The organism is Pseudomonas sp. MWU12-2020 (genome assembly GCF_023100605.1).
GTDB lineage: Bacteria > Pseudomonadota > Gammaproteobacteria > Pseudomonadales > Pseudomonadaceae > Aquipseudomonas > Aquipseudomonas fluorescens_H.
In genome coordinates this window covers 1-23,420 of the sequence record NZ_JALMEX010000025.1, presented here as the reverse complement: position 1 = coordinate 23,420, position 23,420 = coordinate 1, and the positions used below count along the sequence as shown (strand labels likewise).

Genomic DNA, 23,420 nt, shown 5'->3' with positions numbered 1-23,420 from the left:
CGCTGGTTCGCCAGTGACCGTAACGCTGAGCAACGGCGCTGTGATTACCATCGACGCCGGTAAAACCACCGGCACCGTGACTGTTCCTGCGCCGGCCGACGACGTCTACAAAGACGCCGGCACCGTGCAGGCAACGATCAAGTCCGCCACTGGTGGCAGCTTCGAGAACCTGGTCCCAAGCACCACACCAGCCGTAACCAACGTTACCGACACCATCGACACCACCACGGTGAAACTCACCGCGACCGAGTCTGCTGCTGAAGGTGGCACCGTCACCTACACCGCGACCGTTGGTGCGCCAGTGACTGGCTCGCCAGTTGTGGTAACTCTGGCTAACGGTCAGAACATCACCATCGAAGTGGGTAAAACCACCGGCACCGTGACCACCACTGCGCCGAACGACGCGCTGACCGGTCATGCGCCGCTGACCAACTCGATCACCGGTGTGACCGGTGGCAATTACGAGAATCTGGTCGCTGACAAGACGCCGGTTTCGACCACCGTCACCGATACCATCGACACCACCAATCTGTCGCTCAGCGCCACCAACTCGGTGGCCGAGGGCGGTTCGATCATCTACACCGCGACCCTGACCAACGCCGCTGGCTCGCCAGTGACCGTGACCCTGAGCAACGGCGCCGTGATCACCATCGACGCGGGTAAAACTACCGGCACCGTCACCGTTCCTGCGCCAGCCGACGACGTCTACAAAGACGCCGGCACCGTGCAGGCGACCATCAAGTCGGCGACCGGTGGCAACTTCGAGAACCTGGTACCAAGCACCACACCAGCCGTGACCAATGTCACCGACACCATCGACACCACTGGCGTGAAACTCAGCGCCACTGGCACCGTGGCCGAGGGTGGCACCGTCACCTACACCGCCACCGTGGGTGCACCAGTCACCGGTTCGCCTGTGGTCGTGACCCTGGCCAACGGCCAGAGCATCACCATCGACATCGGCAAAACCACCGGCACCGTGACCAGCATTGCCCCGAACGACGCGCTGACCGGCCACGCGCCGTTGACCAACTCGATCAGCAATGTGACCGGCGGCAATTACGAAAACCTCGTCGCCGACAAAACCCCGGTCAGCACCACCGTGACCGACACCATCGACACCACCAACCTGTCGCTCAGCGCGACCGGCACTGTGGCCGAGGGTGGCCAGATCACCTACACCGCGACCCTGACCAATGCCGCCGGCTCGCCGGTCACCGTGACCTTGAGCAACGGCTCGGTGATCACCATCGACGCTGGCAAAACCACTGGCACCGTGACCGTTCCGGCTCCGGCTGACGACGTCTATAAAGACGCCGGCAGCGTGCAGGCAACCATCACCAACGCCAGCGGTGGCAATTTCGAAAATCTGGTGACCAATACCACGCCAGCCGTGACCAATGTCACCGACACCATCGACACCACCACCGTCAGCATCACCGGCAGCACCTCGGTGACCGAAGGCCAGACCGCCAGCTACACCGTCAGCCTGACCCACCCGGCGCAGACCGACGTGACCCTGAAAATCGTCTACAGCGGCACCGCTGCCGACGGTTCGGACTTCACCGGTGTGTACACCGTGAAGATCCCGGCGGGCGCCAGCAGCGCGCAGTTCAACGTCGCGACCATCGATGACAAGATCACCGAAGGCACCGAGAACTTCGTGGTCAAGATCGACTCGGCGACCGGCGGCAACTTCGAGAACCTGGCCGTCAGCAGCACCAACGGCAGCGTCAGCACCTCGATCATCGACAACGATGCGCCACCGGTCATCGACCTGGATGCCAACAACTCCAGCGGCGCCACCGGTGCCGACTACAAGGTGACCTTCACCGAAAACACCCCGGGCGCCGGCGTGTCGATTGCCGACACTGACCTGACGATCACCGACCCGGACAGCACCATGCTGACCGGCGCGACTATCGTGCTGACCAACCGTCAGGACGGCGACGCACTGAACCTCGGCAACAGCGTCAACGGCATCACCATCAATGCCAACAGCACCAACGGCACCGTGACCCTGACCCTGTCGGGTAACGCGACGCTGGCCGACTACATGCAGGCGATCAAGAACATCAGCTTCACCAACAGCAGTGAAGACCCGAGCACCGTGCCGCGGATCATCACCGTGACCGTGACCGATGGCGGCAACTACTCCAACACCGCGACCACCACGGTCAACGTGGTGGCGGTCAACGATACGCCGGTTGCAGCGCCGGTCAACGTCACCGGCACCGAAGACACGCCGCTGATCCTCGGCTGGTCGACCTTCGGTGTGACTGACGTCGACAGCCCGGCCAGCAGCCTGGGCATCAAAATCACCCAGCTGCCGGGCGAAGGCAAACTGCAGTATCTGGACGGCTCGACCTGGAAAGACGTCGCCAACAACCAGACCTTCAGCAAGGCTGACATCGACGCTGGCAAGCTGCGCTTCATGCCGGATGCCAACGAGTCGGGCGTCAACGGTTACGGCGGCACCGGCCTGGGCAACAACCAGGCTGACTATGCACAGATCAAGTTCCAGCCTACCGACGGCCAACTGCTGGGCAACACCGGCACCGTGAAGATCGACATCACGCCGGTGGCGGATGCACCGACCGTGAGCGTGGCCGACAACAGCGTGAAGTCCACCGGGCTGGTCAAGGAAGTCTGGACCGGCCTGCCGGGTCTTGGCACCGACGGCAGCGGCGCGAACTCGACCACCCTGAAAAACTTGATCGACGGCGCCGGCACCCCGAACTCCAGCACCAACGTGACCAATGTGCAGTCGGACGGCAACATCGCAGCGGGCACCGCGTCGAAAACCTCGGGCCTGATCTATCTGGAAGCCGGCAAGACCTACAGCTTCAGCGGTGTGGCTGACGACAGTCTGCTGATCACCATTGGCGGCAAGAGTGTGGCGTCGGGTACCTGGGGCGCGGGCGGTGCGATCAGCGGCTCGTTCACCCCGACCACCAGCGGCTACTACACCCTGGACATCTACCACCACAACCAGAGCGGCCCGGGCAGCTATGACGTGAACCTGTCGGTCAACGGCAGCACGCCGATCGACCTGAGCAGCGCCGGCGTGCCGATCTACACTGGCGTGCAGGACCTGGTGAATTCCGGTGTGACCGTCTCCGACCTGCACGGCACCAACGGCGAAGGCTATTACGACGGCTACAAACTCAACACCGGCGCCGAAGGCACCACGGTGAAACTGTCGGCGATCAACACCGCGCTGACCGACACCGACGGCTCGGAAACCCTGAGCGTGAAGATCAGCGGCGCGCCGGTCGGCTCGGTCCTCTCCGACGGTCACGGCCACAGCTTCACCGTCACCGCGAGCAATGGCGAAGCCAACGTCACCGGCTGGAGCCTCGGCAGCCTGACCGTGACCCCGCCGACCTACTACAACGGCCAGTTCAACCTGACCGTGACGTCGACCTCTACCGAGATGGTCGGCGGCTCGGCCAGCAGCACCGCGACCATTCCGGTCACCGTGGTGCCGGCGGTGTACAACGCCGTAGTCGGGACTTCTGGGGATGACACCTTCAACGGCACCGATGGCAACGACATCATGGTCGCCGACATCGGCGGTCTGACCGTGGTGCCGGGCACCAACTACAACATCGCGTTCATGGTCGACTCCTCGGGCAGCATGAGCACCTCGTCGATCAACGCGGCCAAGGACTCGCTGACCTCGGTGTTCAACACCCTCAAGCAGAGCCTGAGCGGCAGCAACTCGGGCACGGTGAACATCTTCCTGGTGGACTTCGATACCCAGGTCAACAAGTCGGTGTCGGTGAACCTCAACGACCCGAACGCGCTGACCAAGCTCAAAGCCGTACTCGACTCGATGACCTCCGGCGGCGGCACCAACTACGAAGACGTGTTCAAGACCACGGCCAACTTCTTCCAGAGCACCGAAGCGCTGGCCAACACCGGGGCGAAGAACCTCACGTACTTCATCACCGACGGCCAGCCGACCTACTACCAGAGCGGCGAGCAGACCAACCCGACGCTGTACGGCAGCGTGAAGTTCGACAGTGTGGTGACCACCAGCAACTACAAGCTGGGCGATACCTTCAGCACTTACATCGACAGCACGCATTACCTGAGCATCAGTGCCAACGGCAGTGCGCAGTTGCAGGTCTACACCAGCCGTTACGGCTGGACCGCAACCAACCTGGGTACCGTTCACGCTCAGGGTGATGGCACCTATGAGCTGTCGAGCCTGGCGGGCAGCGGCAGCAGCACCAGCTCGGCCACCACCGATAACGCCAACAGCAGCTTCGCCTTGCTCAGTGGCCTGTCGAACGTCGAAGCCATCGGTATCAACAGCGGTGTCAGCCTCAACGACCTGAAACCGTACGACACTGATCACAACCCGCAGACCAACATCGATCCGAAGGATCTGGCCAACTCGATCATCGGCCACACCGAAGCGACGATGCCGGGCAACGACACCGTCAGCGGTGGCGACGGCAACGACATCCTGTTCGGCGACCTGGTGAGCTTCAACGGCATTGCCGGCGAGGGTTATCAGGCAATGCAGGCGTACGTCGCACAGCAAACCGGTGTGGATGTCAGCAAAGTCACCACCAGCAACGTGCACCAGTACATCACCGAGCACTATCAGGCGTTCGATGTGTCCGGTGCGCATGACGGCAACGACACGCTGCTGGGCGGCGCGGGCAATGACATTCTGTTCGGTTCGGGCGGCAACGACCTGCTCGACGGCGGCAAGGGCAATGACATCCTGCTCGGCGGCACCGGCAATGACACGCTCATCGGCGGCCAGGGCAACGACATCCTGATCGGTGGTTCCGGTGCCGACACCTTCGTCTGGAAAGCAGGCGATACCGGCAACGACGTGATCAAGGATTTCAACGCCAACGAAGGCGACCGCATCGATCTGCGTGACCTGTTGCAGGGCGAGACCGGCAGCACCATCGACAACTTCCTGAAGATCACCACGGTCGACGGCGTGTCGTCGCTGCAGGTCAGCTCCGGCGGCAAGTTCAACTCCGGCGATGCCGCTGCGGCCACTCCGGACGTGACGATCAAACTGGAAGGCAACAACTGGTCAACCGCCAACATTCATAACCTGATTGCCGGCAGCGATCCGACCATCAAGGTCGACCACAACAACAGCTGATGCGTGAACAAAACGGCCGCCCCTTGGGGCGGCCGTCACGTTTGCGCCTATCGCACCGGTGACGATTTCGTCGCCGCACCGCATACTCGCGCGCAGTTGGCCTATGCTGCTGACAGCATGACGCTGGTTCTTTCTGAGGGATGCTCAATGTTTTACGTGCAACGCGATGCGCAGGGTCAGCTGATCCGCGTGGAAGCTGCGGCCTACGCCGAAGCCTCGGAAACGCTGCCCGCCGACAGCCATGAAATCCAGGCCTGGTTCGCCAACGAGGTCGTGGAAACCAGCCTGAAACAGCTCAAACAGAGCGATCTGGAGATGATTCGGGTACTCGACGACCTGATTCAGGTGCTGACCCAGAAGGGCGTGATCCGCGTTACCGATCTGCCGCCGGCGGCGCAGGCCAAGCTGATGGATCGGACCCAGGCGCGGGAAGCGCTAGGCGGGTTGAGCCACTTGATCGACGACGAAGAGACCGGGCTGATCTGATCCGCGATCTTCAGTGACCGGACTGACCCCTTCGCGAGCAAGCCCGCTCCCACATTTGAAATGCATTCCAATGTGGGAGCGGGCTTGCTCGCGAAGGCTGATTTACCGACAACGAATGACGAACAGGTTACTTCCAGGGCTTGGGCTCACCAAACAACTGCCCCTGCACCCCATACAAGCCCATCTCGCGAATCACTGACAACTCGCCTTCGGTCTCGACCCGCTCGGCAATCAGCGGCAGATCGATGCTGTGCGCCGCACGCTGGATCGCCTCGATGAACAGGCGCTTGTCGCTCTCCTGATCGATCGCGCGAATGTAGCTGCCATCGATCTTCAGGTACGCCAGCCCCAGACGCGCCAGGTTGCCGATCATGCTGAAGCGTCCACCAAAGCGTTGCAGGCTCAGGGAAAAACCGAGTTCACGCAGACGCCGGGTCAACTGCTCCAGCACCGCTTGCTCCGGCAATTGTTCCTCGCCGATTTCCAGCGTCAGGCGCTCGCCGAGGTCGGAGTGCGCACGCAGAATCTCGAACACTTTGTTCAGGGCCTGCGAATCGGCCAGGGTTGCCGAAGACAGGTTCAGCGCCAGCGAATCCTCGTGCCCTTTCATCTGCTCCAACACCCGCTCGAGCATCAGGCGGTCGAGTCGCGCGGTCCAGCCAAAACGCTCGAGCCACGGCAGGAAACGTCCGGCGGGAATGGTCTCGCCCTGCTCATCCAGCAACCGTGAGAGTACTTTGTAATGCAACACCAGTTGCGTGTCCTGGGCGGCCACCACCGGTTGGAAGTACAGCTCGAAACGCTGCTGGTTCAGCGCCTGATCAAGCAACCGATGCCAGGCGTGGTGATCGTCACCGACATCGGCCACCAGGCTCTGATCGATACAGGCCCAGTTCCGCTCGCCCTGCCCCTCGGCCTGCGCCAGCGCCTGATCACCCAGTGTCAGCACAGCTTGCGGTGAATCGCCATGAGCAAACGGGGCGAGGCCGATCGAGGCCACGGCCGGTACATCCGTGGCGCCGGTGGCGTGCAGGCTGCTCAACGCACTGTCGAGGTTCTGCGCCAGTTGCAGCGCTTCTTCACGCACCAGCCCCGGCGCCAGCACGGCGAACTCGCCGCCGCGAATGCGCGTCACGAGGTTCTGGGTTTCCGGGTAGCGGGCGCACTCGCGGGACAATTGCTCGCCGACCGCTTTCAACAACTCATCGGTGCGCTGACCGCCCAGACGCTGGTTGAGCCCGGCCAGATCCTTGACCCGCAACAGCAGCAAATAACCGGAGCTGGCCTGTTCGGCATTGCTCACCCGATTGTTCAACTGCATTTCGAAATAACGTCGGTTGGCCAGGCCGGTCAAATTGTCCTGATAGGACTCGACACGCAGTTTTTCACTGCGCTCGGCCTGCTCCTGGAACAGCGCCTTGAGCTTCTCGACCATCTGGTTCATCGCCTGCACCACGCGGCGCAGTTCCGGAGTACGCGGCAGCTCCGGCAGGCTGAGGAATTCGCGGCGGGCGATGGCGTGGGACTGTTTGACCATGTAGTCGAGCGGGCGCAATTGCCGGCGCAGCAGCAGCGCGCCAAGCGCCGCACTGACCGCGCCGCACAGCAGCAGCCAGCCGAGGCTGCCCAACGCGCTCTGCCACAGCTTGGCCACGGCGAACATCGGATGGCTGACCACTTCAACCCGCGCCGCCTGTTCCCACCCACGGCTGACCAACGCGTCGCCGCCGGCCGGCTCCAGACCAATCAGTTTGACGAACCAGTCCGGCACATTGCTGACCGCCGGAATCCCGCTGCGCTCGACGATGGTCTTGTCGGTCTTGAGATCGACCACGCGGATGCTCGCGTAATAGCCGCTGTCGAAAATCGAGCTGACCAGCAGTTCGACCATCGCCGGATCGTCGATATTCGGCGTCAGCGACAACGCCAGCGCCGTGGCGGCGTCCTGGGCGTGAGAGCGCAGCTGGTTGACGTACTGGGTGCGCGAGCTCTCCAGACTGACCATGAAGCTGCCGGTGAAGGCGACCACCAGGAACAGACAGATAGCGATCAACAGCTGTTTGAACAAAGACATCTGAGCGCGTGCTCCTAGTTAGTCGTTTCGACCGGGAAACCTTCGGCCTGCATTTTTCTCAACACATCCTGCCAGCGCGACAGGCGTTTGGTGTCACCGACCCTTTTGTTGCCCTTGGCCCCCGGCAGGTACAGACCTTCGGCATTGAAAGAGTAGACCGGCAGCAAATCGGTTCGCTGCGACGCCGGCTGGATCTGATCGATCAGGCTGTCGAGCACCAGCGGCATGGCATCGGGGGTGGCGTAGTAAGTCAGCACCATGTGCGCGCGGTTCTGGCGCAGTGCCTTGACGTAGGTGATGCGCAGCTTGTCACTGGATACCCCGAGATGGCGCAGGCTGAAATACTTGGCGATCGCATAGTCTTCGCAATCGCCGGCGCCTTTCCACAACGCCTCGATGGGCGTCTCCCAATAATCGACCTGCCCCCACAGATCGATGTCCTCTACATAGCGCATCTGCTTGTTGAAAAACAGGTTCACCACCTTGAGCTTTTCCATCTCGCTGACCTGTTTCTGCGTCGCCAGCAGATTCTGCCAGGCATCGATTCGCTGCTGCCCGGCACCCAGCGGGCCGTACAGCGCCGTGGCCTTGCGGCTGATCGCGGAAAAATCCCAATCGGCATGCAGACCGCCCAGCATGACGCCGGCCAGCAACAGTGCACAGCCTAGCCAGCGCAAAGTCCGGGGGATCGCGAAACGTACCGCCACAGCAGGTTTCCAGGAGGCAGGAAGGAAAGCGTTTGATGGTGAAGCTTAGCCGGGCAAAAAACAATGGCACACTGAGATCATCGCCCGCGCGCTAAACTTCGCACAGGATCGCAGCTTCACACGGTTTGACAACCTGTGGAGCAATCACTAGTGTCCTTGGATCCAAATTTCGTCTTCATTCAGGGTGAGTAGTTGTGACACAGAAGCCCAAACCGCTGCACAGCATCAAAGTCGACGGGCCGATTCCCGCACACCTCGCCCGTTCGATCATCGAAGAGACCCTGCGCTCGGCGATCCTTGACGGTCGTTTGCCATGCGGCACCGCCCTGCGTCAGCAGGACCTGGCCGACCTGTTTGGGGTCAGCCGCATGCCGGTGCGCGAGGCTCTGCGTCAGCTGGAGGCCCAGGAGCTGCTGAGTGTCACCACCCACAAGGGCGCTGTGGTTGCCCCGCTGATTCAAGGCGACGCCACCGAAACCTACGAGTTGCGGATCCTGCTCGAATCCGAAGCCATGCGCCAATCGATCCCGCTGCTGACCAGCGCCGATCACGCCCGCGCCGCCAGCTATATCGAAGAGCTCGAGACCCAGCACGACTACGGCGAAATCGGTCGGCTCAATCGCCTGTTCCATATGGCCCTGTACAGCAAGGCCCCGAATCAGCGGTTGCTGCGACTGGTCGAAGACGGCCTCAACGAGGAGGAGCGCTTTCTGCGTTTCAACCTCGAAGCCATGGGCCTGGGCAAACTCTCCCAGGAAGATCACCGCGCCATGCTCCACGCGGTGATCGAGCGCGATGTCGAGCTGTCGGTGAAGTTGCTCACGCAACACCTCAACCGTGGCGTCGACGTGATCACTCGTTACCTCGCCAGCCCTGCCGGACAAAACCGCAAGGCCGTACGCTGATTCCCTTTCTGCCGGTCTCTGCTCTTCACGCCTGACCGGCGAATAACCCGCTTACAAATCCTCTCTGCGCTCCGCCGCAAATCTGCTGGCGGATCGGCCTGTTCGCTCTAACCTCCCAGCGCCCATATGCCCGGCATTGCAGCTCGCTGCGGACGAATCGGTCATAGCCGTCCTGCCAATTTACCCGCACTCTTTAACGGCCAACCCATGAAGAACGGGCGACGCTCCGCACCGCCGGCGCAGTCCCCGCACCAGGAACCTACGGAAGGAGCCTTGCCACGGGATAAAAGGAAGTTACGGCGCCGTTTCCGGCCAACTTTCATTCCTATACATCACTTCAATCTTTGCATCGGAAAGTTGCTTTGAGTGAGGCATTCACTCTTGTCTTCAATTTTGGCCATTATTTGCCGAAAGGAGCAACTACGCCCAAGTAAAACTGAAATCAAAAGTTTTACCGGGCCAACTCATACTTGAAAAACACACAACTAAAAATAATTAAAAATAAACTTGTTAAGTTATTTGACGATGTATTAGCTTTTCCTCGCCGAGCGGGTTCAACCCGCAAACACGGCACGGCTCCGCAGTCAGCCAATAGCTTTGGCAAATAGTCGCCAACGCATGGCCGAGAGCCTTTCATGCACTTTGCAAACTTTCATTAATCCGAATGAGGCCCGCGCTCGCCAATAGAAAACATTTCAAATTTATCAAGTCCGTGTTGATGCACTGAACGAGCAACTCCCTCTATTCCAATAACACCGAGGTTCGCCATGATGCCAACTAAAGAACAACTCGCCCTGAAAAAAGCTCAATTGAGCGTTCACCCGATCTTTACCGAAATCGATTCGCTATCGGTACTGCGCCGGTTCATGGAGTCTCACGTCTTCGCCGTGTGGGATTTCATGTCGCTGACCAAACGCCTGCAACAGGAACTGACCTGCACCCGCCTGCCATGGTTGCCACCACGCGATCCGCATGCTGCGCGGCTGATCAACGAGATCGTGCTTGGCGAAGAGTCGGATGATCGTCCCGCCCACGGCCATTACAGCCATTTCGAGCTGTACCTGGACGCCATGCGCGAAGTCGGTGCGAGCACCACGGCGGTCGAGCGGTTTGTCGCGCTGCAACAGGAAGGCGTGAGTTACGACGTCGCTCTGCAAAGCGTTGAGGTTGATCCGGCAGCGGCGAAATTTGTCCGCGAGACGCTAAACACCGCGCTGCATGCGCCAGGCCACAGCGTGGCCGCCGCGTTCCTGCATGGCCGCGAGAGCGTTATCCCGCCAATGTTCCAGCGCATCCTCGATGACTGGGGGATCGGCATCGAACAGGCACCAACCTTTCGCTATTACCTGGAACGCCACATCGAGGTCGACTCCGAGGATCACGGCCCAGCCGCCGAGCAATTGCTTGAGCGCCTGGTCGATGGCGATCCGCAGCGTGAAGCCGAGGTCTACGCCAGCGCCATCGCGGCCGTGGAAAGCCGCATCGCCCTGTGGGACGGCCTGCGTCTGAGCATGCGCGCTCCACTGGCGGAGGTGGCCCAATGAACGCCGCCGACTATCAATCCTTCGCCGACGCCTGGGAAACCCGCGCCACCATCCGCACCCGGCCACGGCGCGTGCTCGAAGACGATGAGCGCCTGATCTATCCGCTGAGCCGCCAGCCCCTGGTGCTCAGCGAAACCTTCCTGCGCGAGTGCCCGCAGCAGCGTGATTTTGCGTTGGTGCAGACGCTGTACAAGTTCATCAACGACGTGGTGATTTTCGAGACCGAAATCGTCGACCGGACCGCCCGCGCCATCGCCAAGAATCGCTTCGCCGTGCCGTTCCCGTTCGCCTGTCGCTACGACGCGATGACCGTGGTGGTGGACGAGGATTACCACGCACTGGTGGCGATGGATTTCATGCAGCAGACCGTGGCCATGACCGGCATCGAGCCGATCGAACTGCCTGCTGAAATCGAACTGAGCCGGGCGATTCCGGCCGCTGTGGCTCTGGCGCCCGAGCACCTGCGCAGCGCGGTAGAACTGATCTGCGTCGCCATCGCCGAAAACACCGTAACCGGCGACGTCGCGGCGTTCGCCCGGGACGATACGGTCAAGCCGTCGATCAAAGGCCTGATGGCCGATCACTTGCTCGACGAGGGCCGGCACTCCAGCTTCTGGGCGCGCATGGTGCGCATCTATTGGCATACCGCCAATGACGCGGACCGGGAAACCATCGCGCAGATCCTGCCGGTGTTCATCGGCCATTACCTGACCAATGACATCCAGAAGTCCTTCGATCTGCGCCTGATCGACGCCTTGCCGGTCAGTGATGTGATCCGCCGCTCGCTCAAGGACGAAATGGCCGGGCTGGCCTTCCCGATTAATCGCCACCATCCGCTGGTGGGCAACATCGTGCGTTTTTTCCACAACAGCTCGCTGCTCGACACGCCCTGCGTGCAGCACGCCCTGCGTGACTATCTGGTGTGATGAGGAGGCCGACATGAGACGTCTCGACATTTTGCTGATTGGCGCCAGCCAGGCCATGACCGACCTGGCACAGGAACTCGAACAACACGGTCACTCATTGATGCGCAGCGGCGCCGCGCAATCGACAGTGGATCTGATCATCGACGATGGCTTCATCGGCGCCGGCGATCGCTGTGCAATCCCCCACCTGCATCTGCGCCTGGGTATCGGAAGGCAAAGCATTGGTGGTTTGCCGACACTCGACCTGCTGTGTTTCATCGGCTCGTCACTGATCAGCCGCGTGCCGATTGGCGAGGAGCCGTCCGGCAACGGTCAGGCACTGCGCCAGCGAGTGCTGACGCAGTTGGTCGACGAAGTCGCGCTGCTGGTCAGCCGCTTCTCCCGCGATGCCGGGTACTTCCAGCAGGCATCGCCGGCCACGGCGCCGGACTTCGAGCAGGTGGAAGACCTGTCGTTTCTCGACAGTCTGGCTTACGTCCATCGCCTCAACGCCACGGCGCATCCGGCATTGTTGCAACAGGCGCAGACACCGCTGATCGAGCGCCTGCAACAGAGCCTGATCGAACACGCCGAGCGACCGGCGCTGCATCTGGCCGAGCAGTCGCTCAGCTACCGCCAGTTGCACGCCCACAGCCGTGCGATCCAGCAACGCCTGCAACCGCTGCTCGAGCAGCATCCGCAGCCGTGGATCGTGGGTATCTGCCAGCCGAAAAGTCCGGCGCTGTTCGCCTCGATTCTGGCGGTGCTCGGCAGTGGCGCGGTGTATCTGCCGCTCGAGCCGAGCCATCCGTTGCAGCGTCAGCAATACATCCTGCAGAACGCCGGAGCCTTGCTGTTGCTGCACGACGGCGAGCACCCGCTCAGCGAGTCAATGCCCGGGCTGGATGTCAGTCGTATCGACAGTGCCGACGCGGATCTCAGCCAACCGCTGATGCGCCAGCGTCCACAGCTCGACGCCCCGTGCATGGCGCTCTACACCTCGGGCACCACCGGCCATCCGAAGGGCGTGCTGCTGAGCCAGGCGAACCTCGCCCACTTCACGGCGTGGTACGCCGATTACGTGCAGTTGCGCGCCGAGAGTCGGGTCTTGCAGTTCTCTTCGCTGAGCTTCGACTCATCGCTGATCGATATCTTCCCGAGTCTGCTGCAGGGCGCCGAACTGGTGGTGCCCGACGACACCCAACGCCGCGATCCACTGCAACTGGTGGCGCTGATCCGACGCCGGCAACTGACCCACGCGTTCCTGCCGCCGGCGCTGCTGAGCATCCTGCCACTGGAGCAACTGCAAGGCGTGGAGGTGATGACCGGTGGCGACGTCTGCGAGCCCTTCGTCATCGAGCAACTGACCCGGCAGGGCAAGCTGCACAACCTCTACGGCCCCACCGAGGCGACGGTGTTGATCACGGCTCGCCAGCTCAAACCGGGTGACAGCAACCGCACCCTCGGCGCACCGATTGCCAACAGTCAGGTGCTGATTCTCGATGACGACTTGCAACCGGTGCCGGAGAACACCGTCGGCGAATTGTTCATCGTCGGCCCCGGCGTCTGCCTCGGTTATCTGAACAACCCGCAGCAGACCGCCGAGCGCTATCTGACCTTGCAACTGCCAAACGGCCAAGCGTTGCGCGCGTACCGCAGTGGCGACATGGCCAAGTGGGGCGAACACGGCATCGAGCTGTGCGGACGGCGCGACAATCAGGTGAAGATCCGCGGTTTCCGGGTCGAGCCGGAAGAGATCGAGCGCTGCCTGCGCGAGAGCCAGTTGTACCGTCAGGTGGCGGTGGTGATCGACAGTCAGCGGCGGATTCTGGCGTTCCTCGCCCAGCCGCAATCGGACACTGCCCGCGATCTGTTGAAGGCGCATGCCCAGCAGTTTCTGCCGGACTACATGCAACCGGTGGCCTGGACTGAACTGGCGCAGATGCCATTCGCCAGCAACGGCAAGGTCGACCGCAAGGCATTGCTGGAGCTGCCGGTGAGTGTGCAGGACGGCGGCCCGAAATGCCTGCCGGCAAACGCTGACGAAGCGCTGCTGCTGGAGATCTGGGCGGAACTGCTGGAGCTGCCGAGCAGCGATATTTCCACCGACGAAAGCTTCTTCAATCTCGGTGGGCATTCGATTCTGCTGTCGCGGATGTTGCTGCGCTTGCGTGAGGAGTTCGGGCGCAGCATCTCGATCAACCGCTTCATCGAACTGCCGACCATCAGCAAACTCGCGACGCTGGTGCGCGGTACCGACGACAGCGCGGTGCTCAGCGCCCAGGCCATGGCCGACGCCGAGCGCCCGCTGAACATCGAGCCGCTGCCGATCAGTCGCCTGGGCGATGTGCACAAGGTGATCGTCACCGGCGCCAACAGCTTTGTCGGCGTGCACATTGTCGAAGCGCTGCTTGGATGGGGCGCCAGCGAGGTGGCGTGTCTGGTGCGTGACGGCGGCGGGCAAACCGCGGCGCAGCGTTTTGCTCAGGCACTGCGCGAGAACCGTCTCGAGCACCTGGATCTGAGTCGGGTGCGGATCTATTCGGCAGACCTGACCCGCCCGCAACTGGGCCTGACCGACGACGATTATCAGCGCCTCGATCGCGAGTTCGGCGCACTGGTGCACAACGCCGCCAACGTCAACCACGTGCTCGATTACGAGTCGCTGGCAGCGGATAACGTCGAGCCGATTTTCGAGTTGCTGCGCCTGTGTGAAGGACGCAGCAAAAAGGTCTTCAACTTTGTCTCGACGCTGTCCGCTTCAAGCACCGTCGATGGCGAAGGCCGAGTGCTCGAATTGCCCGCCGCGCCGACCCCGCCGATCTACATCCGCAACGGCTACAACCTGTCGAAGTGGGTCGGCGAGCGCGTCCTCGAACGGGCGCGCGAGCGGGGGGTGTGGGTCAACCTGTATCGCCCCGGCAACATCAGTTTCAACAGCCTGAGCGGCGTCTGCCAGCCGCACAAAAACCGTTTGATGCTGATGCTCAAAGGCTCGATCCAGCTCGGTCAGGTGCCGGCCTTCGCGCTGAATTTCGACCTGATGCCGGTGGACTTTCTAGCGCGTTTCATCGCCTTCCACGCCAGCCGTTATTCGACCGAGCGCGCGGTGTTCAACCTGCACAACCCCGAACCGCTGAGTTGGGATGCCTACGTCGCCTCGTTCCGCGAAACCGGCAGCGAATTCTCGCTGGTCAGCGTCGCCGACTGGCAGCAGCAACTGGGCCGGGTCGACACCGACAACGCGCTGTTTGGCGTGCTCGGTTTCTACCTCAACGGCTTCGAGGAGGACATTGGCGACATCTCCCTGATCGGCCACGCCAACGCCGAAGCCGGCGTGCAACAGATGGGCGCGCACTACCCGGAAAAATCCCCGGCGCTGCTGCGTCGCGGCTGCGATTACCTGAAAGAAATCAACTTCATCTGATTCATCCAAAAAAGGAGCAACACCATGAGCACTCCGCAACCGGACACCCTGATCAAAAACCCTCACGGCTGCCATGTCATCTCTTCGGTGGAAGTGCCGGCGGACGCGACGCAGGTCTGGGCGGTGGTCGGCAATTTCGCTGGCTTCGACCGCTTCATCCCGGCGCTGTCGCACATCGAAATGACCGGCGAAGGCGTGTCCTCGCTGCGCAAGAAATTCTTCAAGGACGGCAACGTGGTGGTCGAGCAACTCAACTCCCGCGATGAGCAGGCACGGGCCATGACCTGGACCACGATCTACAACACCTTGGGTGTGGCCAATCTGTGGGCGGCGATGAATGTGGAATCGTTGGGCGCAGGGAAGTCGCGGGCGACCTGGACGATCATTGCCGAGCCGGCTTCAGGTGGGGAGGAAGCACTGCCGGGGTTCAAGGATTTCGTGCAGGGGTTTGCCGATGATGCGATGGGGAATGTGTTGAAGCTGTTTGTATAAGGCTTCAGTTCTGCGGTGATTGAGCTACCGCCTTCGCGAGCAAGCCCGCTCCCACATTTTGATTGCATTCCTTCTGTAGGAACGCGGTCAATTTGTGGGAGCGGGCTTGCTCGCGAAGAACGATAACGCGGTCTTCAATCTGCGGATCAGATCTTGAAGCTGTCCACCAACTGCTTCAACCGGTTGGCCTGCTGCGACAACGCATCACAATCCTTCAATGTTTCATTGAGGTTGGCCACGCTCTGCTGGTTCAGCAGGTTGATCTGGTTGACGTCGACGTTGAGGGTTTCCACCACGGCGGTCTGCTCTTCGGTTGCAGCGGCCACCGACTGGTTCATGCCATCGATTTCGCCGATGCGCTGGGTCACGCTGACCAGGCGCAGACCGGCCTGATTCGCCACTTCAACGCTCTCTTCGCTGGACGCCTGACTGGCGTTCATGGTGGTCACCGCTTCACGGGAACCGACCTGCAAGGAGGTGATCATCTTGTGGATCTCTTCCGCCGACTCCTGGGTGCGATGGGCGAGGTTGCGCACTTCGTCCGCCACCACCGCAAAACCGCGTCCGGCTTCACCGGCACGTGCCGCTTCGATGGCCGCGTTGAGCGCCAGCAGGTTGGTCTGCTGCGAGATGCCTTTGATCACATCGAGAATGTGGCCGATGTTGTCGGTGCTGGCGTTGAGTGTTTCGATCTGCGTGCACGACAGGCTGATCTTCTGCGACAGCTCGGTCATCGCCTGAATGGTCTGCTCGACCACCTGACGACCGTCATCGGCCTGCTCGCTGGCGCCGCTGGCGTGCTGCGAAGCATCGGCGGCGTTGCGGGCGATTTCCTGAGTGGCGGCGCCCAACTGGTTGATCGCGGCGGCCACGCTGTTGGTGCGCGCGCTTTGTTCGTCGGAACCGATGATCGAGGCGTTGGACGAGGCCATCACGCGTTGCGACAGGTCGTGCACGTGACGCGTGGCCGAGGACACTTCGGAAATCGACGCGTGAATGCGTTCGACGAACTGGTTGAACGAGCTGCCCAGTTCAGCGAACTCATCCTTGCCTTCCACGACCAGACGCCGGGTCAGGTCACCTTCGCCCTGGGCGATGTCCCGCATCGCACGGCCCATGGTGGTCAGTGGTCGCATCAGGACGTTGATCAGCAGGCTCAGCAGCAGCGCAATCGCAGCGACCGCGACGAACATCGCGATCAGCGCCGAAGTACGGAACTGGCTGAGGGCGGCGTAGGCCTTGTCGCGATCGATCGACAGACCGATGTACCAATCGGCATTCGGCAAGTCGCTGACCGGAGTGAACGACAGAATGCGTTCCTGGCCGTTGAGCACCACGTTCTGGTTGCCCTTCTCGATGCGCACGCCGGAATTCGGGTAGATGTCCTTGAGGTTCTTCATCACCTGGTCTTTGTCCGGGCTGACGATCACTTGACCGTCACCGCTGACCAGGAATGCGTGGCCGAGGCCGCCGAAGTCCACCGAGTTGATGATCTTTACCAGGGTTTCCAGGCTCAGGTCGCCACCGACCACCCCCAGCAGCTCGCCACTCTTTTTCACCGGCATGGCGATGGTCACCACCAGACCACCGACCGCGGCCATGTACGGCGGGGTCAGCATGGTTTTGTCGGCAGCAACGGCTTGCTTGTACCAAGGTCGCTGACGCGGGTCGTAGCCGTCGGGCATCTTCGCGTCAGGGCGCTGGGTGAACACACCGTTGGCCTGACCGACGTAGGTGAACTGGAAGTTCGAGGTGAAGGCCGGTTGATCGACCAGCCCCGGGAAGTCGGCGTCCTTGCCCTGATGGGCAACGTTCTGCGCGAGGTTTTCCAGCACCAGAATTCGCCCGCTCATCCAGTTCTGCACGCTGCTGGCGGTCAGATCGCCGGCCTGCTGCACAGACGACTGGAGGTTCTGGCGAATGGTGTTGCGCTGCAGATAGTCGTTGTAGAGGGTGAACAAAGCGAAAGCCAGGACCACGACGCCCGAGGCGGCCAACAGGATTTTATGGCTGAACTTGAGATTCATTTCATGGGACTTCTTATGCAAAAGTGGGGATGCGTTCCGGGATGCAACATTCCATGTACAGCGCAGGCAGCGTTCTGATGGCCGCTCTACTTTGGTGCACGCATGTCTCACCAGTCTGTCGGCACGGTTCGCAGAAATCTTAGGGTTGTGTGGGAAATGCACGGCATTTCTGACAGATTCCCGCCGAACGGCGTGCCAGAGCGTTCGCTATAAAGTTTTTTATGCTGGTTATCCGAGCGGAGGTTGCAAAATTCACCGCCCTTGATAAAAATGCGACTAATTATCATTTGTGACGTTCGGGCTGTCGCGTTCATGTCCTCACCTGAGTTTGCAGTGCAGGCGCTTTACAGTAGTCATCACGGCTGGCTCAACGCTTGGCTGCGAGCACGGCTGGGCAATGCCGCAGATGCGGCGGATCTGGCTCAGGACACCTTCGTACGCCTGCTACAACGTACCGAACGCCTGGAGCTCAAGGCGCCCCGCGCATTTTTACGCACCATCGCTCGCGGCCTGGTGATCGACCATTGGCGTCGTGAAGAAATCGAACGCGCCTATCTCGAAACCATCGCCCACTTGCCCGAAGCCGAAACCCCGAGCGCCGAAGCCCGCGCGTTGGTGATCGAGTTGCTCGAAAGCATCGCGCGCATGCTTGAAGGCTTGCGGCCGAAAGTCCGTCAGGCATTTCTGCTGGCGCAGTGCGAAGGTTTGACGCACAAGCAGATCGCCGAACAGCTGGGCTTGTCTCTGCGTTCGGTGGAGCGTTACGTCGCCGATGCGCTGTATCACTGCTACGTGTTGCGGTACGACAGCTGATGCCTGTGGATAACCTCTCGACCGGGCGACGCGCCGAACCGCCGCAACAGGTGGTCAAACAAGCCATTCACTGGCTGCTGCGGCTGCGCAACAACCATGGCAATGCGCGCCTGAGTCGTCAATGCGAAGCGTGGCGCGCCGAACATCACGAGCATGAACTGGCGTGGCAGCGCGTGCAGTCGCTGCAGGCCGAACTGAGCCACAACCTGCGCGCCGTGCCCGGCGCACAGGTGGCGTTCAATACCCTGGAAAACAGTGCGCAGGGGCTGGGGCGGCGGCAGGCCTTGAAGCTGCTGTCCGGCGCGGTGCTGATGGGTTCCGCCGCATGGCTGGCCAAGGACACCGCCGTCTGGCAGCAGTGGCGCGCCGACTACGCTACGGCGACCGGCGAGCGTCGCGGCTTCCAGTTGCCCGACGGCACGCGGATCGAGCTGAACACGGCCAGCGCCGTGGATCTGGATTACACCGCGCAGCAGCGGCTGATCAAACTCACCCGTGGCGAAATCATCGTCACTTGCGGGAGTAATGATGAAGGCGCGGCATTCAACCGGCCGCTTCGCGTGCAAAGTCGCCATGGCACTTATGAGCCGGCCAATGCCCGCTTCATCCTGCGCCAGGAAAACGATTGCACGCGACTGAGCGTCAGTTCCGGGCGCGTCGCCATCCACAACGGCGGAGCTTCGGTTGAGGCTCTCGCCGGACAGACCTTTCTGATCGATCACCATCAGGTGCGCCCTGCACCACCACTGGATATGGACGCGGGCGCCTGGGTCGATGGTTTGATCGTGACCCGCAACATGCGCCTGGGCGATTTCCTCAATGAAGTCGGACGTTATCGTCAGGGCTTCGTGACGTGCACGCCGCAGGTGGCAGATCTGCGCCTGTCCGGTGTGTTCCGCCTGGAGGACACCGACAAGCTGCTGGCAATCCTGCCGCAGACTTTGCCGGTGCAATTGCGCTATCGCACCCGTTGGTGGGTAACGCTTGAGGCTGTGGCCTGAAATTATTTTGGCGGGTTTTCGCGACAAGTCCGGCTTGGTCAGTAAGCACTTCAACTCAGCCTTTGCGACTGCCTACGGAAACCTACAATGACTGTCCGCCTCACCTGTAAGAACTCGCTGAATTTCACTGCCGAATCGGGCCTGCTGGGGCACGCCATTCGCGCTGCCCTGCTGTCCACCGTTCTGGGCGCCGGTGTGCTGCCAGGCCTGAGCCTCGCCGCCAATGCCAGTGAAGCGAGCAGTCATCGCTACAACATCACCGCCGGCCCGCTGGGCGAAGCGCTGAACCAGTTCGCGCGTCAGGCGGGCATCACCTTGTCGATGACCCCGCAGCAAACGCAGGGGCGGCAGTCTCCGGGCGTACAGGGCGAATATTCCACCGATCAGGCGTTGAGCCATTTGCTGGGCGGCTCGGGTCTGGAAGCGGTCAGCCAAGACGGAAACAGCTACATCCTGCGTTCAATCAGCGAACCCGAGGCGCTGGCACTGCCAACCACCGACATCAAAGGTTTCGCCCTCGGTAACGCGCTGGGCAGCATGGAAGGTTACAACGCCACGCACAGCCAGATCGCTACCAAAACCAGTACCGCGCTGCTGGAAACTTCGCAAAGCGTATCGGTTGTGACCCGCGAGCAAATGGACGATCAAGGCTCACAGACCGTCTCCCAGGCGATGCGCTATACCCCCGGCGTGCTGACCAACCCTTACGGCGCAACTCATCGCTACGACTATGTGGCGATGCGCGGTTTCAACGACGGCTCGGTGGACAACATCTACCTCGACGGCCTCAAGTCGATGGGCGACAGCGGCACCTACAGCACCATGCAGGTCGATCCGTATTTCCTTGAGCGTGTGGATATTCTCAAAGGCCCGTCGTCGGTCTTGTATGGCCGCAGTTCGCCCGGTGGCCTGGTGGCGCTGACCAGCAAAAAGCCGTTGTACGAGGCCTATCATCAGGTTCAGGCCACGGTTGGCACCCAAGGCCAGCGCGGTGTCGGTTTTGACTTCAGCGGTCCGGTCGATGACGACAAACGCATTGCCTATCGTCTGACCGGTTTGACGGATCAGTCCGACACGCAGTTCGACCACAACAAGGAAAAACGCTTCGCCCTCGCACCGACCCTGAGCATCGACTTCAGCGAAGACACTTCGCTGACGCTGCAGGCGTATCTGCAGCACGATCCGGATGGCGGCTACCACGGTGGCGTGCCGGCGGATGGCACGATTCATCAGCGCAACGGCAACCGCATCTCGCCGCACTTCTTCGAGGGGGAGCCGGGGATTGACGGCTACTCGCGGGATCAGCAGTCGTTCGGCTATCAGTTCGAACATCGCTTCAACGATGTCTTCACGGCGCGGCAGAATTTCCGTTACCTCGACTCCAAGGTCAACATGGATCAGGTCTACGCCTACGGCTGGACGACGCCAACCAGCAACGAACTGAACCGCTACTACACCGGCGGCGATGAACGCCTGCATGCGTTCATCGTCGACAACATGCTGCAGGCCGAATTCTTCACCGGTGCCACCAAGCACACCGTGTTGATGGGCGCCGACTATCAACGGCGCAAAACCGTGGTCGACTGGACCAGTGGCGGCCTGGCCCCGATCAACGCGTTCAACCCGGTATACGGCAATTCGGCGATCGATATGTACGGCGATACCAGTTACCTGCGGCGCCTGGAGCAGACCGGCGTGTACCTGCAAGACCTGATCGAGATGGACCAGTGGCGCTTCTCGCTGGGTCTGCGTCAGGACTGGGTCGAGACGTCGGATGAGAACCGTATCGCCGAAGCAGGCCGTCCGGTCGGTACTGAAATCAATGACCGGCGCACCAAACTGACCGGCCGTGCTGGCGCGTTGTATCTGTTCGAGAACGGCCTGGCGCCGTACATCAGCTACTCCGAGTCGTTTAACCCGAACTCGTATGCCGACAGTGCTGGTAATCCTCTGCCTCCGACCGATGGCACACAGTGGGAAGTCGGCCTGAAGTATCAACCGCCGGGCACCGACAACCTGTTCACCGCCTCGCTGTTCCGGATCGATCAGGAAAATCTGGCGACCAAGCTGCCTCAGGAAAACTTCTACCGCGCGGTAGGCGCTGTCCGCTCGCAAGGCCTGGAGCTGGAAGCGCACATGCAGTTGACCGACAACCTGAAAGTGCTCGGCAGCTATACCTTCACCGATATCGAGTACTCGAAGTCGATGGTCAGCACTCTGAGCACGCCGACCGCCGTGATCGAGAACAAAGGCAACTCGCCGACCCAGGCGCCGCGGCATATGGCGTCGTTGTGGGCTGACTACAAGTTCGACAGCGCGGCGCTCGATGGCCTGCGTCTGGGCGGTGGTGTGCGTTATGTCGGTTACAGCTGGGCGGATGCGGAGAACACCCTGAAGGTGCCGTCCTACACACTGTTCGACGCATCGATCGGCTATGACCTGGGCAAGGTCGGTTTGAAAGGTGTCGACGTGCGTCTGAACGCGAACAACCTGACCAACGAATCCTACGTGGCCTCCTGCGCGAGTCTGAACTTCTGCTACATGGGCGAAGAGCGCAACGTCGCTGCCACGGTCAGCTACCAGTTCTAAACCTTTGCCTTGTGCATAAAAAAGCCAGCCTCTGTTTTCAGGGGCTGGCTTTGTCGTCTCTGTGGGGAACATTTCATGCGCGCATTGTTGGTGTTGTTGCATCGCTATATCGGGTTGGCGACGGCGGTGTTTTTGCTGCTGGCCGGGATCACCGGAAGCATTCTTGCGTTCAATCATGAGTTAGATGAGTGGCTGAATCCGCAGTTCTACGCGGCGTCATCTGAGGGGCAACGATTGCCTCCCGGGACCTTGGTCGACGCGGTGCAAACCTCGCATCCGAAGTTGCAGGTCTGGTACATGGAGTATCCGCAGGAGGCGGGACATACCGCCATGTTGGCGGCGGTGCCGCGCAATGATCCGGCGACCGGCAAACCGTTTGATGAGCGCAATCAGGTGTTCTATCTGGACCCGGTAAATGCCGAGCAGAAGGGCCAACGTTACTGGGGTGAATGCTGCTTTGCGCGGGAGAACTTCATTCCGTTCATTCTTGAGTTTCATTACAACCTGACGTTGCCCGGCAACTGGGGCTTGTGGTTGATGGGCCTGGTTGCCATCGCCTGGGTAATCGATTGCTTCATTGCGCTGTGGCTGACGCTTCCCCGTGGCAAACCGTTCTGGAAAAAGTGGTCGTTGGCCTGGAAGATCAAGGGCGGGCACGCTTATCGGCTCAACTTCGATCTGCATCGCGCGGGGGGATTGTGGCTGTGGTTGTTGTTGCTACCGATCGCGGTCAGCAGTGTCGCGATGAACTTGCCCAGTCAGGTCTTCAAACCGGCGGTGTCGCTGTTTTCACCAATCGAGCCGAGCGTTTATGAGACCCGAGGGCGAATGCCTCCGTCGGCGTTGGGGGTGACGCAGTTGAGTTATCAACAGGCGTACGAAAGGGCATTGCTGGAGGGGAAGAGGTTAGGACTGACAGCGGCGATCGGAGAGTTGTATTACAGCTTTGAGTACAACTTCTACGGCGCAGGATTCGGGCATCACGACACTGAAGCGCATGGCAAATCCTGGTTGTTCTTCCACGGTACTGACGGGCGATTATTAGGTCAGGAAATTGCCGGACAAGGGACGCTGGGGGAACGGTTTTACCGCTTGCAACTACCGATACATGGCGGACGGATCATCGGCTTCACCGGGCAAGTGATCATCGCGGTATTGGGGGTCCTGATCGCGGGGCTATCGGGGACTGGCGTCTACATCTGGTGGCGCAAGTGGCAGGCCAGGCGCATCAGCAAGGCTCGCAAAGCGGCCTGAGTTTTGGGAGCCCTGAAACGACAAAACCCCTGTCTGCGTTAGCAGACAGGGGTTCT

13 protein-coding genes and 1 pseudogene are annotated in these 23,420 nt (G+C 61.1%); 11 read left to right on the top strand and 3 right to left on the bottom strand.

Features of this window, described 5'->3' with window-relative positions; genetic code table 11:
• Together M0814_RS28720 and M0814_RS28715 are read left to right on the top strand one after the other, a co-directional pair.
• Window positions 1-5,140: pseudogene (locus M0814_RS28720) on the top strand (LapA family giant adhesin); the annotation flags it as partial.
• A 147-nt stretch (window positions 5,141-5,287) separates the two neighbouring features.
• The gene (locus M0814_RS28715; RefSeq protein ID WP_003220449.1) at window positions 5,288-5,626 is read left to right on the top strand and encodes a hypothetical protein; all 339 of its coding nucleotides are present in this window, start codon (window positions 5,288-5,290) and stop codon (window positions 5,624-5,626) included.
• Window positions 5,627-5,753: 127 nt separating this feature from the next.
• On the opposite strand, the gene lapD is transcribed toward M0814_RS28715, so the two are convergent.
• Window positions 5,754-7,700 (bottom strand): cyclic di-GMP receptor LapD, encoded by a 1,947-nt coding sequence (gene lapD / locus M0814_RS28710; RefSeq protein WP_103486144.1) that lies wholly within the window; start codon window positions 7,698-7,700, stop codon window positions 5,754-5,756.
• A 14-nt stretch (window positions 7,701-7,714) separates the two neighbouring features.
• Window positions 7,715-8,407 (bottom strand): cysteine protease LapG, encoded by a 693-nt coding sequence (lapG, locus tag M0814_RS28705; protein WP_003220445.1) that lies wholly within the window; start codon window positions 8,405-8,407, stop codon window positions 7,715-7,717.
• A 194-nt stretch (window positions 8,408-8,601) separates the two neighbouring features.
• Between lapG and M0814_RS28700 the strand changes: the two genes are divergently transcribed.
• From M0814_RS28700 to M0814_RS28680, 5 genes are all read left to right on the top strand, one after another.
• Complete coding sequence (locus M0814_RS28700; RefSeq protein WP_045122243.1) at window positions 8,602-9,312, top strand: GntR family transcriptional regulator; 711 nt, start codon at window positions 8,602-8,604, stop codon at window positions 9,310-9,312.
• 767 nt (window positions 9,313-10,079) lie between these two features.
• Window positions 10,080-10,856 (top strand): DUF3050 domain-containing protein, encoded by a 777-nt coding sequence (locus M0814_RS28695; protein WP_103486143.1) that lies wholly within the window; start codon window positions 10,080-10,082, stop codon window positions 10,854-10,856.
• Window positions 10,853-11,782 (top strand): diiron oxygenase, encoded by a 930-nt coding sequence (locus M0814_RS28690; protein WP_103486142.1) that lies wholly within the window; start codon window positions 10,853-10,855, stop codon window positions 11,780-11,782. Before M0814_RS28695 ends, M0814_RS28690 begins: the two co-directional genes overlap by 4 nt.
• A 13-nt stretch (window positions 11,783-11,795) precedes the next feature.
• Window positions 11,796-15,188: a non-ribosomal peptide synthetase gene (locus M0814_RS28685; protein WP_103486141.1), complete on the top strand. Its 3,393-nt coding sequence runs from the start codon at window positions 11,796-11,798 to the stop codon at window positions 15,186-15,188.
• 24 nt (window positions 15,189-15,212) lie between these two features.
• The gene (locus M0814_RS28680) at window positions 15,213-15,680 is read left to right on the top strand and encodes an SRPBCC family protein (RefSeq protein WP_103486140.1); all 468 of its coding nucleotides are present in this window, start codon (window positions 15,213-15,215) and stop codon (window positions 15,678-15,680) included.
• A 146-nt stretch (window positions 15,681-15,826) separates the two neighbouring features.
• Here the strand turns inward: M0814_RS28680 and M0814_RS28675 are convergent, their stop codons facing one another.
• On the bottom strand, window positions 15,827-17,707 hold the full coding sequence (locus M0814_RS28675; RefSeq protein ID WP_003220435.1) for a methyl-accepting chemotaxis protein: 1,881 nt from the start codon (window positions 17,705-17,707) through the stop codon (window positions 15,827-15,829).
• A 312-nt stretch (window positions 17,708-18,019) separates the two neighbouring features.
• Between M0814_RS28675 and M0814_RS28670 the strand changes: the two genes are divergently transcribed.
• The 4 genes from M0814_RS28670 to M0814_RS28655 all read left to right on the top strand — a co-directional run bounded on the left by M0814_RS28670 (window position 18,020) and on the right by M0814_RS28655 (window position 23,364).
• A complete protein-coding gene (locus M0814_RS28670) occupies window positions 18,020-18,520 on the top strand; it encodes a sigma-70 family RNA polymerase sigma factor (RefSeq protein WP_003220433.1) in 501 nt (166 codons plus the stop codon).
• The gene (locus M0814_RS28665) at window positions 18,520-19,521 is read left to right on the top strand and encodes a FecR family protein (protein ID WP_103486139.1); all 1,002 of its coding nucleotides are present in this window, start codon (window positions 18,520-18,522) and stop codon (window positions 19,519-19,521) included. Before M0814_RS28670 ends, M0814_RS28665 begins: the two co-directional genes overlap by 1 nt.
• Window positions 19,522-19,608: 87 nt before the next feature.
• Window positions 19,609-22,110: a TonB-dependent siderophore receptor gene (locus M0814_RS28660; RefSeq protein WP_103486138.1), complete on the top strand. Its 2,502-nt coding sequence runs from the start codon at window positions 19,609-19,611 to the stop codon at window positions 22,108-22,110.
• Window positions 22,111-22,185: 75 nt separating this feature from the next.
• Entirely contained in the window at window positions 22,186-23,364 is a 1,179-nt protein-coding gene (locus tag M0814_RS28655; RefSeq protein ID WP_103486137.1) for a PepSY domain-containing protein, read from the top strand.
• Window positions 23,365-23,420 lie beyond the last annotated feature (56 nt).

What these genes read in the sequence shown, in the direction of transcription:
- M0814_RS28655 (WP_103486137.1), top strand. Translation starts at nt 22,186, where the DNA reads ATGCGCGCATTGTTGGTGTTGTTGCATCGCTATATCGGGTTGGCGACG.
- M0814_RS28695 (WP_103486143.1), top strand. Translation starts at nt 10,080, where the DNA reads ATGATGCCAACTAAAGAACAACTCGCCCTGAAAAAAGCTCAATTGAGC.
- M0814_RS28715 (WP_003220449.1), top strand. Translation starts at nt 5,288, where the DNA reads ATGTTTTACGTGCAACGCGATGCGCAGGGTCAGCTGATCCGCGTGGAA.
- lapD (WP_103486144.1), bottom strand. Translation starts at nt 7,700, where the DNA reads ATGTCTTTGTTCAAACAGCTGTTGATCGCTATCTGTCTGTTCCTGGTG.
- M0814_RS28675 (WP_003220435.1), bottom strand. Translation starts at nt 17,707, where the DNA reads ATGAATCTCAAGTTCAGCCATAAAATCCTGTTGGCCGCCTCGGGCGTC.
- M0814_RS28690 (WP_103486142.1), top strand. Translation starts at nt 10,853, where the DNA reads ATGAACGCCGCCGACTATCAATCCTTCGCCGACGCCTGGGAAACCCGC.
- M0814_RS28680 (WP_103486140.1), top strand. Translation starts at nt 15,213, where the DNA reads ATGAGCACTCCGCAACCGGACACCCTGATCAAAAACCCTCACGGCTGC.
- M0814_RS28660 (WP_103486138.1), top strand. Translation starts at nt 19,609, where the DNA reads ATGACTGTCCGCCTCACCTGTAAGAACTCGCTGAATTTCACTGCCGAA.
- M0814_RS28685 (WP_103486141.1), top strand. Translation starts at nt 11,796, where the DNA reads ATGAGACGTCTCGACATTTTGCTGATTGGCGCCAGCCAGGCCATGACC.
- M0814_RS28670 (WP_003220433.1), top strand. Translation starts at nt 18,020, where the DNA reads ATGTCCTCACCTGAGTTTGCAGTGCAGGCGCTTTACAGTAGTCATCAC.
- M0814_RS28665 (WP_103486139.1), top strand. Translation starts at nt 18,520, where the DNA reads ATGCCTGTGGATAACCTCTCGACCGGGCGACGCGCCGAACCGCCGCAA.